General features: G+C 70.1%; 11 protein-coding genes and 4 pseudogenes. 7 read left to right on the top strand and 8 right to left on the bottom strand.

From position 1 onward, the window contains the following. Window positions 1–799: 799 nt before the first annotated feature. Window positions 800–1,021 (bottom strand): annotated as a pseudogene (locus ACIPK4_RS36350) (IS630 family transposase); the annotation flags it as partial. 93 nt (window positions 1,022–1,114) lie between these two features. After that, window positions 1,115–1,828, bottom strand: a complete 714-nt coding sequence (locus ACIPK4_RS36345; RefSeq protein WP_402321176.1) for a helix-turn-helix domain-containing protein — start codon at window positions 1,826–1,828, stop codon at window positions 1,115–1,117. Between the two features lie 221 nt (window positions 1,829–2,049). Between ACIPK4_RS36345 and ACIPK4_RS36340 the strand changes: the two genes are divergently transcribed. Beyond that, window positions 2,050–3,243 carry a serine hydrolase domain-containing protein gene (locus ACIPK4_RS36340; RefSeq protein ID WP_402321173.1) on the top strand — a complete coding sequence of 398 codons (1,194 nt, stop codon included), beginning with the start codon at window positions 2,050–2,052 and terminating at the stop codon, window positions 3,241–3,243. A gap of 73 nt (window positions 3,244–3,316) precedes the next feature. Here the strand turns inward: ACIPK4_RS36340 and ACIPK4_RS36335 are convergent, their stop codons facing one another. The 4 genes from ACIPK4_RS36335 to ACIPK4_RS36320 all read right to left on the bottom strand — a co-directional run bounded on the left by ACIPK4_RS36335 (window position 3,317) and on the right by ACIPK4_RS36320 (window position 7,682). Beyond that, the gene (locus tag ACIPK4_RS36335; protein ID WP_402321170.1) at window positions 3,317–3,823 is read right to left on the bottom strand and encodes a transposase family protein; all 507 of its coding nucleotides are present in this window, start codon (window positions 3,821–3,823) and stop codon (window positions 3,317–3,319) included. 316 nt (window positions 3,824–4,139) lie between these two features. Beyond that, window positions 4,140–5,147, bottom strand: a complete 1,008-nt coding sequence (locus tag ACIPK4_RS36330; protein ID WP_402321168.1) for an ATP-dependent DNA ligase — start codon at window positions 5,145–5,147, stop codon at window positions 4,140–4,142. A 142-nt stretch (window positions 5,148–5,289) separates the two neighbouring features. Then, window positions 5,290–6,411: a tetratricopeptide repeat protein gene (locus tag ACIPK4_RS36325; RefSeq protein ID WP_402321166.1), complete on the bottom strand. Its 1,122-nt coding sequence runs from the start codon at window positions 6,409–6,411 to the stop codon at window positions 5,290–5,292. Continuing rightward, a complete protein-coding gene (locus ACIPK4_RS36320; RefSeq protein ID WP_402321163.1) occupies window positions 6,408–7,682 on the bottom strand; it encodes an ATP-binding protein in 1,275 nt (424 codons plus the stop codon). The genes ACIPK4_RS36325 and ACIPK4_RS36320 overlap by 4 nt, the downstream gene beginning before the upstream one ends. Window positions 7,683–7,929: 247 nt before the next feature. Between ACIPK4_RS36320 and ACIPK4_RS36315 the strand changes: the two are divergent. Both ACIPK4_RS36315 and ACIPK4_RS36310 read left to right on the top strand, forming a co-directional pair. Beyond that, window positions 7,930–8,166 (top strand): annotated as a pseudogene (locus ACIPK4_RS36315) (MBL fold metallo-hydrolase); the annotation flags it as partial. A 69-nt stretch (window positions 8,167–8,235) separates the two neighbouring features. Continuing rightward, window positions 8,236–9,303: a DUF6183 family protein gene (locus tag ACIPK4_RS36310; protein WP_402321160.1), complete on the top strand. Its 1,068-nt coding sequence runs from the start codon at window positions 8,236–8,238 to the stop codon at window positions 9,301–9,303. A gap of 4 nt (window positions 9,304–9,307) precedes the next feature. Here the strand turns inward: ACIPK4_RS36310 and ACIPK4_RS36305 are convergent, their stop codons facing one another. Next, on the bottom strand, window positions 9,308–9,805 hold the full coding sequence (locus tag ACIPK4_RS36305) for a hypothetical protein (protein WP_402321158.1): 498 nt from the start codon (window positions 9,803–9,805) through the stop codon (window positions 9,308–9,310). Between the two features lie 190 nt (window positions 9,806–9,995). Continuing rightward, window positions 9,996–10,336 (bottom strand): annotated as a pseudogene (locus ACIPK4_RS36300) (transposase); the annotation flags it as partial. A 160-nt stretch (window positions 10,337–10,496) separates the two neighbouring features. Between ACIPK4_RS36300 and ACIPK4_RS36295 the strand changes: the two are divergent. The 4 genes and pseudogenes from ACIPK4_RS36295 (at window position 10,497) to ACIPK4_RS36280 (ending at window position 13,851) form a co-directional block, all read left to right on the top strand. Further along, window positions 10,497–11,123: a hypothetical protein gene (locus ACIPK4_RS36295; protein ID WP_402321156.1), complete on the top strand. Its 627-nt coding sequence runs from the start codon at window positions 10,497–10,499 to the stop codon at window positions 11,121–11,123. 380 nt (window positions 11,124–11,503) lie between these two features. Then, window positions 11,504–11,716, top strand: a complete 213-nt coding sequence (locus ACIPK4_RS36290; RefSeq protein ID WP_402321153.1) for a cold-shock protein — start codon at window positions 11,504–11,506, stop codon at window positions 11,714–11,716. A gap of 200 nt (window positions 11,717–11,916) precedes the next feature. Then, window positions 11,917–12,018, top strand: a pseudogene (locus tag ACIPK4_RS36285) (lamin tail domain-containing protein); the annotation flags it as partial. 717 nt (window positions 12,019–12,735) lie between these two features. Continuing rightward, window positions 12,736–13,851 carry a serine hydrolase domain-containing protein gene (locus tag ACIPK4_RS36280; RefSeq protein ID WP_402321150.1) on the top strand — a complete coding sequence of 372 codons (1,116 nt, stop codon included), beginning with the start codon at window positions 12,736–12,738 and terminating at the stop codon, window positions 13,849–13,851. Window positions 13,852–14,001: the final 150 nt, after the last annotated feature.

The raw sequence follows: 14,001 nt of genomic DNA, 5'->3' as shown, positions 1-14,001 counted from the left end.
CGGTCCGCGCGTTCGACGGTGGAGAGGACCCGTACCCGGGCCGGCCTCGCGGGAGCCGAAGCCGAAGCCGCGGCCTCGCGTTCCTCGGCGGCGGCAAGGGTCTGTTCCGACGGGGCTGCGCGGCGGTTCGACTCTTGGCTGAGCCGACTTCCGACGGCAGGAGACCGGTTCGGCGACCGACAGATCAATCCGCTGCGTGAATATGGACGGCAGCGCGGAGTTCACCATGACCGCTCAGTCGTTGCCTCAGTCGCGGACGGACTGGGCCAGTTCCGGCCTGGTCAGGCCCGTAGCCTCCTGGAGCTCTCTGAGCCGCTGCTGCAGCGGAATGTTGGGGAACTGCCGCGAAGCAGGTGAACCACCGCCCGGGTCGGCTACCGCGACCATGTCCGTCGGCCGTGCCGTAGCCGAGGTGACGCCCTCGGTCAGGGTGCGAAGAAGGGAGTGGGCCCGCTGGGCCGCGTCGGCGGCGACCCCGGCTAGGCCATTGCCCGGCGAAACCGCCGATGGCCGGGAGCGCAGGCGTGGCCGGATCCTGGGGGGAACTCAAAACGGGCGGAAGGAGCGGGCGTGCGGTGTGTTCCCCTTCGACGAAGGCCGTGCGCGGAGGCGACCGGTGGGAGCGGCAGGTGCCTCGGCATCATGGTGAAGACTGTCCTCCCGGGCGATCCAGGTCCCCGCCGAAATCGACCTCCCCGCACATCACCGTGTCAGGACCGAGGACCAGATCGCCCGCCAGTGTGTCCCTCGCCGCGGCCAGCCCGAGGACGTCGGCGCCGCCCTCACCTTGTGGAGAGTGGACCAGGGCCTTCTCCGGCCGGTCGAGGTAGAGGCCGACCACGTCGCGGACCTTGTCGATGAACAGCGGGTCCGTGGACAGCTTGGACGTCTGTGACCGGTGCGGTGCCAGTGCGAACGCCCGCCAGATCCTCGAGACCGTCGACTGCGACATTCCCGTGGCCGCGGCCATCGATCTGGTCGACCAGTGGGTCGCGTTCTTCGGCGTCTCTTCCAGGGTTTTGACCCGAGCGAATGGGCGCGGCGGGCGCCCTGCGCTGACGGCCAGGCGCTGAAGGGTGAATATCTACGCGTCCGACTCAGGCCGCGGCACCACCTACCCGTTCCCCTTCTGACGCCGCCTCTGCTGCACGGCGCGGACGATGTCCGTGCCCGCCAGGTCCAGGAAGACCGACGCCTCGGCCATCCTCGCCCCGGCGGGTGTGGCCGTGCCGAGCAGGTCCGCTCCGTTGCGTGTGAACTCGGCCAGGACCGTATTGCGTTGGGCACTCGCGAGCATCGCCCGATACCAGATGTCGTCGTCGACGACGTACCGCTCGCGGAGGCCGCCCTCCTCTCGCTCGCGCCGTACCAACTCCTGGCCCTCCAGGTAGCCGATCGCCTTCGAGACCGACGCCGGGCTGACCCCGAGCCGCTGCACCAGCTCGGCAGCCGTCAGGCTGCCGCAGTCGGTGACGTACAGGCACGCGAGCACCCGGCCGACCATGCGTGGCATGCCGAGCTGTGCCAGCAACTCCGCGAGCTGCGTCGCGTACTCCTCCACCGCGGCCGGGTCGCGCCCGTAGCCCGTGCTCGCGCCGCCCTCCGGCATCCGAGGCGCCGCCGCCTTGCTCCGCCGGGAGCGCCGTACCGTCGCACGGTGGGCGTTGTCCGCCCGGTAGCCGGACGGGCCGCCGTTGCGGGCGATCTCACGCGTGACCGTGGAGGTCGGGCGGGCGAGCTGCCGGGCGATCTCCCCGTAGCCCAACCCCGCCGTGAGCCCGGCGGCGATCAGGCGGCGCTCCTCTTGGGTCAGTCTGGCGCCTGGCATGGGCGCTCCTCTCGTCGCTGCCGAGTATGCGGCCGCCTAACTCCATTGCAACAGCTGGGCGCTGGACTGATTGCATTAGTTGGCACAGTCATTGCAAGGAAAAACTGCTATTCATCTGGGATATTATCCGTGATGGGCGTGCATGGCATTGCCGGGGTAGTGAACACAGGCCTAAGGTTTTCCTCGAACCGAAACGGAACGCCACCCAGGGGGAGACCACTATGAAGACCGCCATTCGCGCCGCTCTCGCTGCCGCTCTGTTCACGTCGGTCTCGGCTCCGGCCGCCTTCGCCGCCGAGCCCCCGCACGGCGCCGAGCACCCCGGCGTCCAGTCCGTGCTCGACCGCGCCGTGTCCGAGGCCGGCCTGCCGGGCGCGAGGGCCGAGGTCAGGGACGGCGACTCGACTTGGTTCGGGACGGCCGGCACCGCTGACCTGGCTACCGGCCGGGAGATCACCGCGAACGAGCGGTTTCGGATCGGCAGCACCACCAAGACCTTCGTTGCCACCGTCGTGCTCCAACTGGCGGCCGAGCAGCGGCTCAGCCTGGACCACAGCGTCGAGCACTGGCTCCCCGGCCTGGTGGATGGCCACGGCTACGACGGCTCCCGGATCACCGTCCGCCAACTCCTCAACCACACCAGCGGTGTCTTCAACTACGCCGAGGACCCGACGTTGGGGGAGAAGTTCGTCGGCACGCCGTTCCTGCAGCACCGGTTCGACGACTTCACGCCGCGTCAGCTCGTCGAGACCGCCCTCGCCAACGGGCCGAAGTTCGCCCCGGGTACCGGCTTCGCCTACTCCGACACCAACTACGCGCTTGCCGGGATGATCGTCGAAAAGGCCACCGGCCGCAGCCTGCCGCAGGAAATCGCCGAGCGGATCACCAAGCCGCTGCGCCTCAAGAACACCTACGAACCGGCCGCCGACGACATGCGCATCCACGGCCCGCACGGCCGCTACTACTCCCAGCTGATGGCGAAGGACGTCGACACCGCGCCCGTCTACGACGTGACCGACCTCAACCCCTCCTGGGGGTACGCCTCCGGCGACATGATCTCCACCAGCGGCGACCTGAACACCTTCTTCCGCGCCCTGCTCGAAGGGCACCTGCTGCCGCCCGCCCAACAGCGCGAGATGTTCACCATGCAGGACCCGCAGGGCCACTGGATTCCGGACACCCAATACGGCCTGGGAGTCGCCTCGCAGAGGCTGTCCTGCGGCACGGTGTGGGGCATGGGTGGCGCGATCAACGGGTCCTGGTCGTACACCTTCGGGACCCGCGACGGCCGCCACCTGCTGTCCACCGAGGTGAACGGAGACTGGGCGAAGGGCAAGTTTGGTTCGCCGATCGGGGTCTTCACCGCCGAGCTGGAGGCGGAGTTCTGCCCGAAGAGCCCGGCAGTGCCCTCCTGAGGCCACCGACAGCCGGGGTGCTCGGGCTGGTTGATCGCGGGAGTCGGAGCTCTTGATCGTCCGTCATGGGGTGTCATCGGCTGGATTCGAGGTCGGTCAGGACGAGCAGAGCGCGCAGGAGGGCGGTGGCGCGGGCGGGGTCGGTGCGGAGCTTGGTCAGGAACCGCCAGTTCTTCAGATGCGGGAATCCGTGTTCGACAGGGGCGCGTCCGGCGGCCAGGATCCGGTTGGCCTGCTTCTGGCCAGTGGTCAGCTTGCGGTGGCGGGTAACCTTGTAGCCAGTGACGATGACCTGGTCCTCGGAAGTCTCGGGCTTGCCCACGCCGAGGAAGCCCAGGTCGGCGAGCGCGCCGAGGCCGGCCGCCCTCAGGTCTTCGACGATCTTGGCGCGGCGTGCGGCGGTGGCGTCGTGGGTCCGGCCGGTCCGGGCGGCGGAGATCCAGATGAGGCGGCCCGTCTCGTTGGCCAGGGCGAGGAAGTGCAGGCCGTGGCGGTGCTGCTTGCCGGAGTAGTTCGGTCGGTTCGCCTTCCCGGTGCGCCGCTGGGTGGGGATCAGGGTCCCGGAGCCACAGATCGGCATGGGACTGCACGATCGCTGCGAAGGGCCGGTAGTCCGCGACGGTGCCGCACCGGCCGGCGCCTTCCGGACCGCGCCGCCCGGTCCAGCTGCTCGCCAGCCACCGGTGGCGGCGGCAGACCTCAAGCCGGTAGTCCACCGGCCGGTCCCGTGCCCGGCTGCGGCGTTCGACGACGACGGTCGACGGCGCGGTCCATGTGGTGATCTGGCGCAGGACCGGCACAGCGGTACCCCCTCTTGGTCGTGAATGAGAATCCGATCATGAAGGGGAGGGGCGTGCCGTCGTCTGCGATTGGACGCTACGGCTGTGACGCGGCTCTCACTCCGCCCGAGCGGTGGTCATTCCCGGACGTCGCCGGCAGCCATGTCGTCCCGCAGCCGCAGGTATCGCACCGGATGCCGGTAGCCGGCCCAGGTCGAGGGCTGTATCGGCGTCGACTTCGGCGACGAGGTTGGGCACCACGGGCTGGAAGACCAGCAGCTCCTTCGTTCCCCACCCTGCCGAGAACCTCCGACCCCACCACGGGTGCTCGTCTCCCGCTGGACGCAGGACCGCGCCCAGCTCGGCCGCCGCGTCCCGCGACAGCGGCGTGGAGCGGGCCACCAGGCGCAGACGGCCCGCCGCGTCGAGCCGGCCGAGCAGGAGACTGCGGGGTGCGCAGGCGCTGCCGGTGACCGCGCCGATGATCCCTTTCGCCGACATGCGCGTCCTCAGCTTCAGCCACCCGCGCTCCCCGGGCCGGTACCGGGAGCCGGAATCCTTGATCATCACGCCCTCGATGCCCGCCGCTCCCCACGCCGGGTCCAGCCACGTACGTGCCGTCGTGGCATCGGCAGTCTGGGGGCACAGCGCCCAGGGCGCCGTAAGTCCGAGGGAAGCGAAGAGGTTCTCCCGCGCGCTCCTGCGCTGGTGCAGGGGATGGTCCATGAGGACGTCCCCGGAGACCTCAAGCAGATCGAAGGTGATCAGGTGGGCGGGCTGGTCCCGGGCGGCGCTCTCGGCCTTGGCACCGAGGAGCCGGGCCCGGTGCTGCAGTGCCGTGAAGTCCAGCCGGCGGTTCTGCAGGACCACCAGCTTCTGCAGGACCACCAGCTCGGCGTCGAGGACCGCTTCGACACCGAAGGTGGCCGCTGCCCGGATGATCTCCGGAAAGGCCGGCCCGAGGCCGGCTCCACGTCTGGACTGGAGGTACGGCTCCCGGCCGGTGAAGACGAGGACGCGGAACCGGTCCGCCTTCTGCTCGTACAGCAGTGGCCGCGCCCCAGGTGGCGGCAGGGTCGTCACGGAGCGGGCCAGCATCGGCTCGATCGGCGGTGAGAGGTGCACGTTCCACTCGTGCGCTCTTGTCGCCCCGCTCACCGTCCGCCGCGTCGCTCATGATGTCCGGCAGCTCGGAAACGTGCTCGCCCGCGGGGGTCCGGCGCACCGAGAGCCTGCCCAGACCTTGTCCGCTGCGTCGTCGAATGAGCTACCGGGCCTTGTTCTTGTCGAACCAGATGGTGGCTGCGATGGGCACGAGGCCCGCCCAGAAGAGGAGGCGTGGCCCGGCCAGGTCTGCCCAGGCAGGCCCCGCGATCAGCAGGGCGCAGAGCATGGCCCAGGCTGATTGCGCCAGGACGACGCGGGCCCAGCGGCCGCGGCGGATCACCGAGCGGACATTGAGCTGCACCCCGGAGCGGAGCTTGCGATAGCGGCGCCAGGCGCCGAAGCCCCAGATCGCCGCCATGATCACCATGGACCAAAGGCGCTGGCCGATAGGGATGGGCAGTGCGGGGGCCGGGTGGTCGTCCGACGGAAACAGGTTGATCATGGCGGCTGGTGTGACCAGGCAGAGCACCGCGAGCCATCGAGTGCCCCGCAAGAGCCGGTAGGTGGCACGATCGAGCTGCTGCTGCATCCAGGACGAGTCGGGCTGGCCGGCCAGTGCACCCGCGTACAGTTCGGCGGCCTGTGCGGCGTTCACGCCCGGGGCCTCGGCGGCCTTCTTCGTCTGGCGGGCAACGGCTTCGTCGTGATTGGGGTCGATGCGGAGAATGGCCTCGTCGAGTTGATCGGAGACGGTGCGATTGCCGGCCGCACTGGCGATGCGGTGCGCGACCTCGTGGGCATAAAGGTCCTCGGGGCCCAGGCGCAATGCCTCCATGGCCAGGTCGGCCGCCTCGCCGGAAACGCGATCCATGTCGGCATGACTCATCGTCCCCGCTCCCGTTGTCCGGGCGTGTTTGACGATCGCGGCCCGCCACACGGCGTCCGCGAGCATGGCACGGGGGTATGACTCCTCGGGAGCTACGCGAATCGCCTGGCGCAGTACGGGTTCGACGTTGAGCCAACCCCCGTCGTCCACCATCGCCCGGGCGCGCAGCATGAGCGCGCCGTAGTCCTCGGGGTCCAGCTTGAGGGCTTGGTCGGCAGCCTCACTCGCCTGCCGCGGCGCCTTCGTGTTGAGATGGCAGTAGCCGATCTTGACCCAGGCACGGATGTCGCCGGGATCCTCGGCGAGGTGGCGGCCCAGCAGTGCCAGAGCCTGGTCATAGCGTTCGAAGTCGATCAGAGCCTGAGCCTGTTCGACGATCGGGTGCAGCGTGGTCACAGCTTCCGCCTCTTCTTCAGATAAGCGACCAGGTCGTCGTACATGCCGCCGTCGTTGGCGTACATCGCCACGTTGCGCGCCGAGGCGAACCACGGCTCCGTCGAGGGCACCGTCTGCTTCGCCGCATCGAGCAGGTCCTTCATGCCGATCAGGCGGACGACACCGGTGCGCACCGAGTCGAGGAGCGCCGTCTCCGCCGCGGACTCGCACAGGTGGGCGAGGTCGGCTCCGGACAGACCGTCGGTCAGCTTGACGAGCTTGCCCAAGTCGACCTTCTCGATCGGGCGTTCGCGCAGGTGGTAGCGGAGGATCGTCTCGCGTGCCGGCGCGTCGGGGGGCAGTACGAGGAGCGTGCGGTCGAAGCGGCCGGGGCGGCGCAGCGCGATGTCGACATCCCAGGGGACATTCGTCGCGGCGAGTACGAAGACGCCCTCGTTGGCGGCGGCGTTGATGCCGTCGAGCTCGGTAAGGAGCTGGTTGACGGTGTTGCGCATGCCCGCGCTTTGCGTACGGCTGCGCTTGCCGCCGAGAGCGTCCAGCTCGTCGAGGAACACGACGCAAGGGGCCTGGCGTCGGGCGGTCTCGAAGAGTTCGTGCATGTTGCGCTCGGAGTTGCCGATCCACATGTCCAGCACGTCGTTGACCGACACGGACAGGAAGCTCGCACCGAGCTCCCCCGCGACGGCGCGTGCCACGAAGGTCTTGCCGCAGCCGGGAGGACCGTAGAGGAGGAGGCCGCCCCGCAGGCTCTTGCCGTACAGCTTACGCAACTCCGGGTTGCGCAGCGGCGCGAGGAACGCGGCCTCCAGGCGGTCCTTGACCTCCTGCATGCCGCCGACGTCGGCGAGGCGTACGACGCCCGGAGCATCGATCTCCCAGGCGGGGGCACCTTCGGGGTCGCCGCTGCCCTCAGTGGCCAGGGGCTCTTCCACGAAGCGCGGCGGAAGGACGTCTTTGACCTGGTCGGCGGCGGCGCTCCAGTTGAAAGTGGTTTCGGGCGCCGGCTCGGTCGGTGGGGATGCCGGGGCCGGCGCGGGCTCAGAAGGAGGCATTCCCGCGGGCGAGTGCGTGCTCATTGCGCGTGTCATCAGCGCCTTTGCCTGACTGTCAGCCGGCGCGTGCTGCAGCGCGACGGCCACCTGCATGACCGCGTCGTCATGCTGACCGGCATCCAGCAACAGGCTGGCCAAGTGCAGTCGCAGAGGCACATCAGCCGGTGCCGCCTCGACGGCCGTGCGCAAACTCTGTATCAGGGGAGAGACGTCAGACATGTGGCCACTTTACGGACTCACCGTCACGGGGTTTCCGCTGGCCCTGGGCCTGACGAGCCGTGGCCGTTCGGCCTTCGAGAACCACTGGGCCCGTCGCTCGCGTTGAAGGTCACAGCCGTCCGAGCGCGCTCTACACAGCGGTCAGATGGCCGGAAGTGACTCTTCGGGACGCGCTTTCGGGTCCTTCTCACGTTGCCCGCTCCTGCACCGAGTGGCGTCAGGCATGGCTGAGGATCACCAGTAGGGCGTGGACGCGGGGAGCGGGACGCTGGCGCAGTTGCAGCGGTACGTCCGGCTGGACGGCCTGGACGCCATCTGGATCTCGCACCTGCACGCCGACCACAGCGCCGACATGCTCACCGCGTACTACGCCGCCCTGTACGCGGACATACGGCTCCCGGCGCCCATCCCCCTCTACGCCCCGCCGGGCACCGCCGACCGGCTGGCCCACTTCCTCACCAACACCTCGACCCGCAGCCCGGTCCCAGGACGGTGAGCCGGAGGAGACCGCGGTCATCCGGTGAGTGTAGGACGGGGGACTAGGGTGCCGATCATGGAAGACATGAAGGACGACTTCGCCTGGGGCGAGCCGGAGCAGCGGGCCGCGCTGGGCGACGTCGCTTACCTGCGAGAGCTGGGGGCGCGGCTCGCCGACCAGCACAAGGACGCCACCGCGCGGGCGCGGACCTACGGGGATCGGCTGGCGCACGTCATACGGGTGCTGGCGCTCACGCCGGGCCGGGACAGCCTGGTGGAGCTGCTGCGGCTGCTCGAGGAGAAGCGCCCCTCTTCGAGCACGCGCGGCCTCGCCTCGCTCCTCGCGGAGCACCACCGGGCCGGTGACCTGGCCGCCACCGTCTTCGACCACTCCGGCTGGTGCGCGGACGAGCTGAGCTCCTGCCTCTTCCACGAGCTGCTGCTGCGGGGTGCGGACATGACGGGCTGCCGGCCGCCGCGCTCCTCGCACACCCTGGGCTGGCTGCCCCGGCAGCTGCGTGACTTCGAGGTCGGCGCCGAGTTCCCGAGCCGCTCGGTCAACGGCTCCGCGGGCGGGTTCTGGACCCGCATGCCCACCCTGGGACGCGTCGACCCTGCGACGCCCCGCACCACCGAACGGTCGGCTCTGCGGAACTCGGCCACCGTGGAGGTCCACGAGAGCATCGTGTCCGCCCCGCATGCCGGCGAGTGGGGGCATTGCGACGCCTGGGTCTTCGAGCTGGAGGAGGCCCTCGCCCCCGAGCTGGTCCCCGCCCTGCTGCCGACGCTGCCCGTGTCCTGCACCGAGGTCGGGCCGACGGACCGCTTCGAGATCGCGCTCAGCCGGCTCGGCGAGGTCTGGGGGCTGCTCTTCGCCGCCGCCTCGATGGGCGGGGTCCACGGCGGGGGCGTGGGCGGAGCCTACGGGCGGATGTGGACCTGGCGCTCGCTCGCGGGCCTCAGCGGCGCCCCGATGTGGGCGGACGCGCAGCAGGTGGAACGCCACGCCCGCCAGAGCACCTGGTTCCGCTTCGAGGCTGACTCGGCGTGGTTCCACAACGAGATCGGCTGCGACTTTGGCATAGCGGCCCTCTCCCCCGACCGCCGCCGCCTCGCCGTCCTGGCGGCCACGGACACCGACTAGCGGATCAGGCGGGCCGGCCGAGCCAGTGGGCGAGGGTGGCGAGGTCAGGAGGCGTCAGACCCGTGCGGGGGTCGACGCGGTCGAGGAGTGCGGGTGCCGGGTGGTGGGCGGCGGTCCAGGCCCGGTCGGCGGGGGTGATCTCGTTGTCGGCCCAGGCGAACGGGCGCCCGGCCGCCCAGACCAGGAGCGTACGGGTCTTCCAGTGCATACCACCGCGGCCCTCGTCGTCCGAGTGATACGGCCAGTCGACCACCGGCAGGGGCGGCAGCCCGAGCCGCGGGGAGAGCGTCTCATTGGCCTCGTCCGACCAGGTCGTGGCCCACATCAGCTGGCACGGCAGGGCCAGCAGCCGGGGCCCGAGGGCGGGGTCGAGCCTGGCGAGCAGGGGGTTGTCCGCCGCGTCTTGGGGGTCGGCGGCCGTGGGGTACTCCGTCCCTCCGAAGGGGATCAATGGACCCTCCACGTCGAGGAAGAACAAGGGGCGCGGGGAGGGAGCGGCCATGCCGCAGCTAGTACTGCAACGGTGTTTGCCGTGACTGTTGGGCAGTTTCTGGTGGTGTGTGGCCGCGTCGTTTGTAGTGGCTCGTGCGGGCTTGGAACTGGCGTCGCCGCCGCCAGTGGGACCAGTGCAGGACGTGGTCGGTGCTCGGCCGGGGCCGGTGAGTCGGTGGATCAGGCGTCGGAGTTCGGGTGGCCGAGCGGATGCCCTTCTTCAGGAACCCGGTGTCGTCCACGATCAGCACCGCATCCGGATCGCCGAGGTGTTCGATGACGTAGTCCCGCACGTCGTCCAGGACCTCGTCCGCGTTCCAGTCGATCCGGTTCAGCAACCGGTGGATCCGGTCCGGACCCTCATGCCCGGCCTCCTCCGCGAGCGTCCAGCCGTTCTTCCGCTCCAGCGGAGCTATCAGTCCCCGCACATAGGCAAGAGCCGACTCCCGCGGCTCCGACCTGGAAAACGGTGCACGAACCGCTCCTGCAAGGCCTTCAGTTCACCAGCCCACGACCGGGCATCAACACGTTCCCCACCCATAACCACGCCAACGACCGACCTGCCCAACAGTCACGCCAAACACCGTTGCAGTAGTAAGCCGTGGGGTGCTTCTGTCCGCCCGTCTGCGGTCGGCGCTGTTCGACGGGTTGCGGAACGGGCAGGACGTCGTGACCGCCACGGAGGCGGTGGGGGAGGGGGTGTGCGGGAGGTGTTCACCGCGGCCCGCACCGACACGGCGCTTGCGCTGTTGTTGGCGGGGACCGATCCCGAGGAGCTCGGCGCTGCCGGGATCATCGAGCGTGCGGAGTATGTTCGGCTTCTGGCTTTGGGCTGCACGCCGAGTCTGGCCGCGCAGATCCTTTTCGAGGGTGCGGGCAAGGCCGGTGGCTGGCGGAGCGAGGATCCGGCGTTCGCGCGGGCCTGTGACGCGGCCGGCGAACTGGGTGCCGGGCGGTCGGCGCCGGCCCGTTCGCCGCGCTTCACCCCCGAGCGCCGACGCGCCTTCCTCGACCACTTGGAGGCGGGGCTGTCGGTGACCGCGGCTGCGGCGGAGGTCGGGATCACCACGGCGGTGGTCTACCAGCGCCGCAAACGCGATGCCGCGTTCGCCGCCGCCGTGGACACCGCCCACCAAGCCCGACCCCGCACCCCCGACACGACGCCGAACGCCGACGAGTGGGAGGCGTTCTTCGCCCACCTGCGCCCGGGCGTGGCCCTGCGGCAAGCCGCGCTTGCTGCGGGCATCCGGCCGGAGGCGGTCTACCACCGCCGCCGCGCCGACCGCGCGTTCGCCCGCCGCACCGACCAGCACAGAACCGTCCGCTGACCCGGCGCCGGCGCACGCCCTATGTCCGGCAGCGGAGCGGCTCTGTGGGCTGGTGTCTGTCGGGGGTTAGGTGTGGAGGCGGCTGTTGGTGCCTCGTGATGGTCGGCGGTGGGGTCGTCGAACCAGTAGTCGCGGCGGCGAGGTAGCGGAAGGAGTGGCTGGTGTGTGCGGGCAGGGCGACGCGCGGTGCTACACCGCTGCCGTGCAGAGGCCGCGCACGTCGTGCCTGGCCAGGCGATCCGCCGGCTTCGGAACTGGCAGACGGGTCCGGCGATTACCAGCCAGTCGCCCGGAATCCCTTCATCGGTCTATTCCAGCAGGGATGATCAACTTGCTGGGCGTCCTCTACGCCAAACCGACGTACGCAATCGAGGAGTGACATGGCTGAGCGCCAGCACGGCACGGTGAAGTGGTTCAACGATGAGAAGGGGTTCGGCTTCATTACCCCCGAGAGCGGTCCCGACCTCTTCGTGCACTTCAGGGCGATCCAGGGCAACGGCTTCAAGAGCCTGAAGGAAGGGCAGAAGGTGTCCTTCGTCGCGGTGCAGGGCCAGAAGGGCATGCAGGCGGACGAGGTCATCGCGGAAGGATGAGCCTGCCGCACCAGCGCCGCCGCACACAGCGGACCGGCCCGGAGCACGGTCGGCTCCGGGGCCGACGTGAGAGCGAGTGCTTGGCAGACAGCCGGCCTCGGACGGGAACGGCCCTGGGCTCGGGGCCGGGCCGGCTGTGTCTGGCTTGGCTGAGAAACGGTAACCACCTGCCCACGGGCCCTCTCGCTCCTCCAGCCCCAAGGCCCCGGTACGTGTGGCACAACCGCTCCGACACCGCCACCTTGCGCGACGACCGGGGTCGTGTCGTGGACACCGAGTCCTGGGGCCGTCGCCACCACTGACCGGCGTCAGGTGTCGGTGGCCGCTTGGACGGCGGGCGGCCGCCGACACCGCACCTGAGGCAAACGCCGCGACTTCTGCCAATCAGCACAGGTAAGGGCAGCCGGCGCACCCTTTAGGTCCCGGGCCCGACCACGCGCGGACAGGGGCGGTGGGCAGTGCTGCATCTTGGGGCGCCCGGGCCGGTGCCGAATCGTTGTTGCGGGCCAGCGCAAAGCGGTAGGGCCCGGGAACCAGGGGGAGGGGGCGCTCGGGCCGGGCTCGCGGTACCGCGGGGGAGCGGTGTGCAGTGCGTGGCGACAACCGGAGAAACGATTCACCGGCGAGAAGGAGACGCCCGCAGCGATCCCCGGCCCGCTGCTGTCTGGCGAAGCCGGCAGCCCATCGACAGGCATGAGGCCCGTACCCGCCCATGGCAGGCCCCCGGCGCCATCGGTGCCGGGGGTCTGCCATGGGCGGGCCGGGCTGCTGCCGGCGAAGGCGGGCATCAGCACACTGTGGGGAGCTCCGGAACATCGACGTCAGGACCTCGCGTGCACAGACTTGGCGAGGGATGGTGTGGGTGGGGGCAGCCCCCCTTTCCGCCCGGGTGTCAGCGGGATGGGCAACTGGTGTGGTGGCCGGGGAGGCTGGGGCAGGAACGGTACAGGCAACAGAAGCGGGAGCGATAGGTGAAGGCGCGTGCGGGGGCCGCAGCACTGTTGGCGGGGATTTGTACGGTGGTGGTATCAGGGGTCTTCCCGGTGGCCGCGTCGGAGCGGGCGTCGGCCCCGCCCGCCCGCCTGAGGGAGTCCGTCGAGCAGACGATCGCGGACGGATTCCCGGGTGTCGTGGCGTATGCCAGGCACGGGGAGCGGGAGTCACGGATCGCGGCCGGGCTCGCGGACACGGCGAGCGGCGAACGGGCCCGGCCGGACCAGCGGTTCCGGATCGCCAGCAACACCAAGTCGTTCGTGTCGACGGTGCTTTTGCAGCTGGAGGGCGAAGGACGGCTCTCGCTCGACGACAGCGTGGAGAAATGGCTGCCCGGCGTGGTCCAGGGAAACGGCAACGCCGGGAAGACCATCACCATCCGGCAACTGCTCAACCACACCTCGGGCATCTACGACCCCACCACAGAGCCGGACTTCTTCGCCCCCTACCTGGAGCGCCACGAATGGGGTTACGTGTACACCCCTCGGGAGGTGATCGCCCGCGCCGTGGGGCACCAGCCGCTCTTCGCGCCCGGCAGCGACTGGTCGTACTCCAACACCAACTACCTACTCGCCGGTCTGGTGATCGAGGCAGTAACACGTCACAGCGCGCCCACAGAAATCCAGCGGCGGATTCTCGCCCCGCTCGGCCTGAAGGACACGTCCTTCCCGCTGACCGACCCGGCCATTCACGGCGCTCATCTTCACGGCTACGACCTCACGGGACACGATGTGACCCGATTCAGCCCGTCCTATGACTGGACCGCCGGCGCCATGATCTCCACCGTCGACGACCTGGCCCGTTTCCACCGGGCCCTGTTCACCGGCAAGCTCCTGCGCCCCGCCCAGCAGCGCGAACTCCTGACCACGGTGCAGTTCCCCAAGGCGCCGGCATACGGACTCGGCGTGCAGCGCATGGATGTGCCGTGCGGCTCGGAGCCGGACACCAAGCCGGTCAGTGTCTGGGAGACCGACGGCGGCGGACCGGGCTTCACCAGCGTGTCCCTCACCACCGCCGACGGTGAGCGACAGCTGGTCCTCGCCGCCAACGTCTACGACCTCGGCGCGGACCTGAAGGGCGAGCCACCCGTCCCGCGAAGCAAAGGACTGGGGAAGGCGCAGACGGCAACCCTGTGCGACTGAGGCAAGGCCAGCGAACGTCTGATCGCCGGGGGGCGGCCCCCCCACGCGGGCGGCCCCCCCCCCCCTGGCCAGATGCCGGCACAGGGGGGGGGCCCCCCCCCGTCCCCCCTCGGGGGGCCCCACAGGGGGGGCCCGCCCAAGGGGTCGGGC

It is taken from the genome of Streptomyces sp. NPDC086989 (assembly GCF_044745505.1).
Classification (GTDB): domain Bacteria; phylum Actinomycetota; class Actinomycetes; order Streptomycetales; family Streptomycetaceae; genus Streptomyces.
Note: the sequence above shows the minus strand (reverse complement) of the source record. Positions and strands in the feature narration are given on the sequence as shown.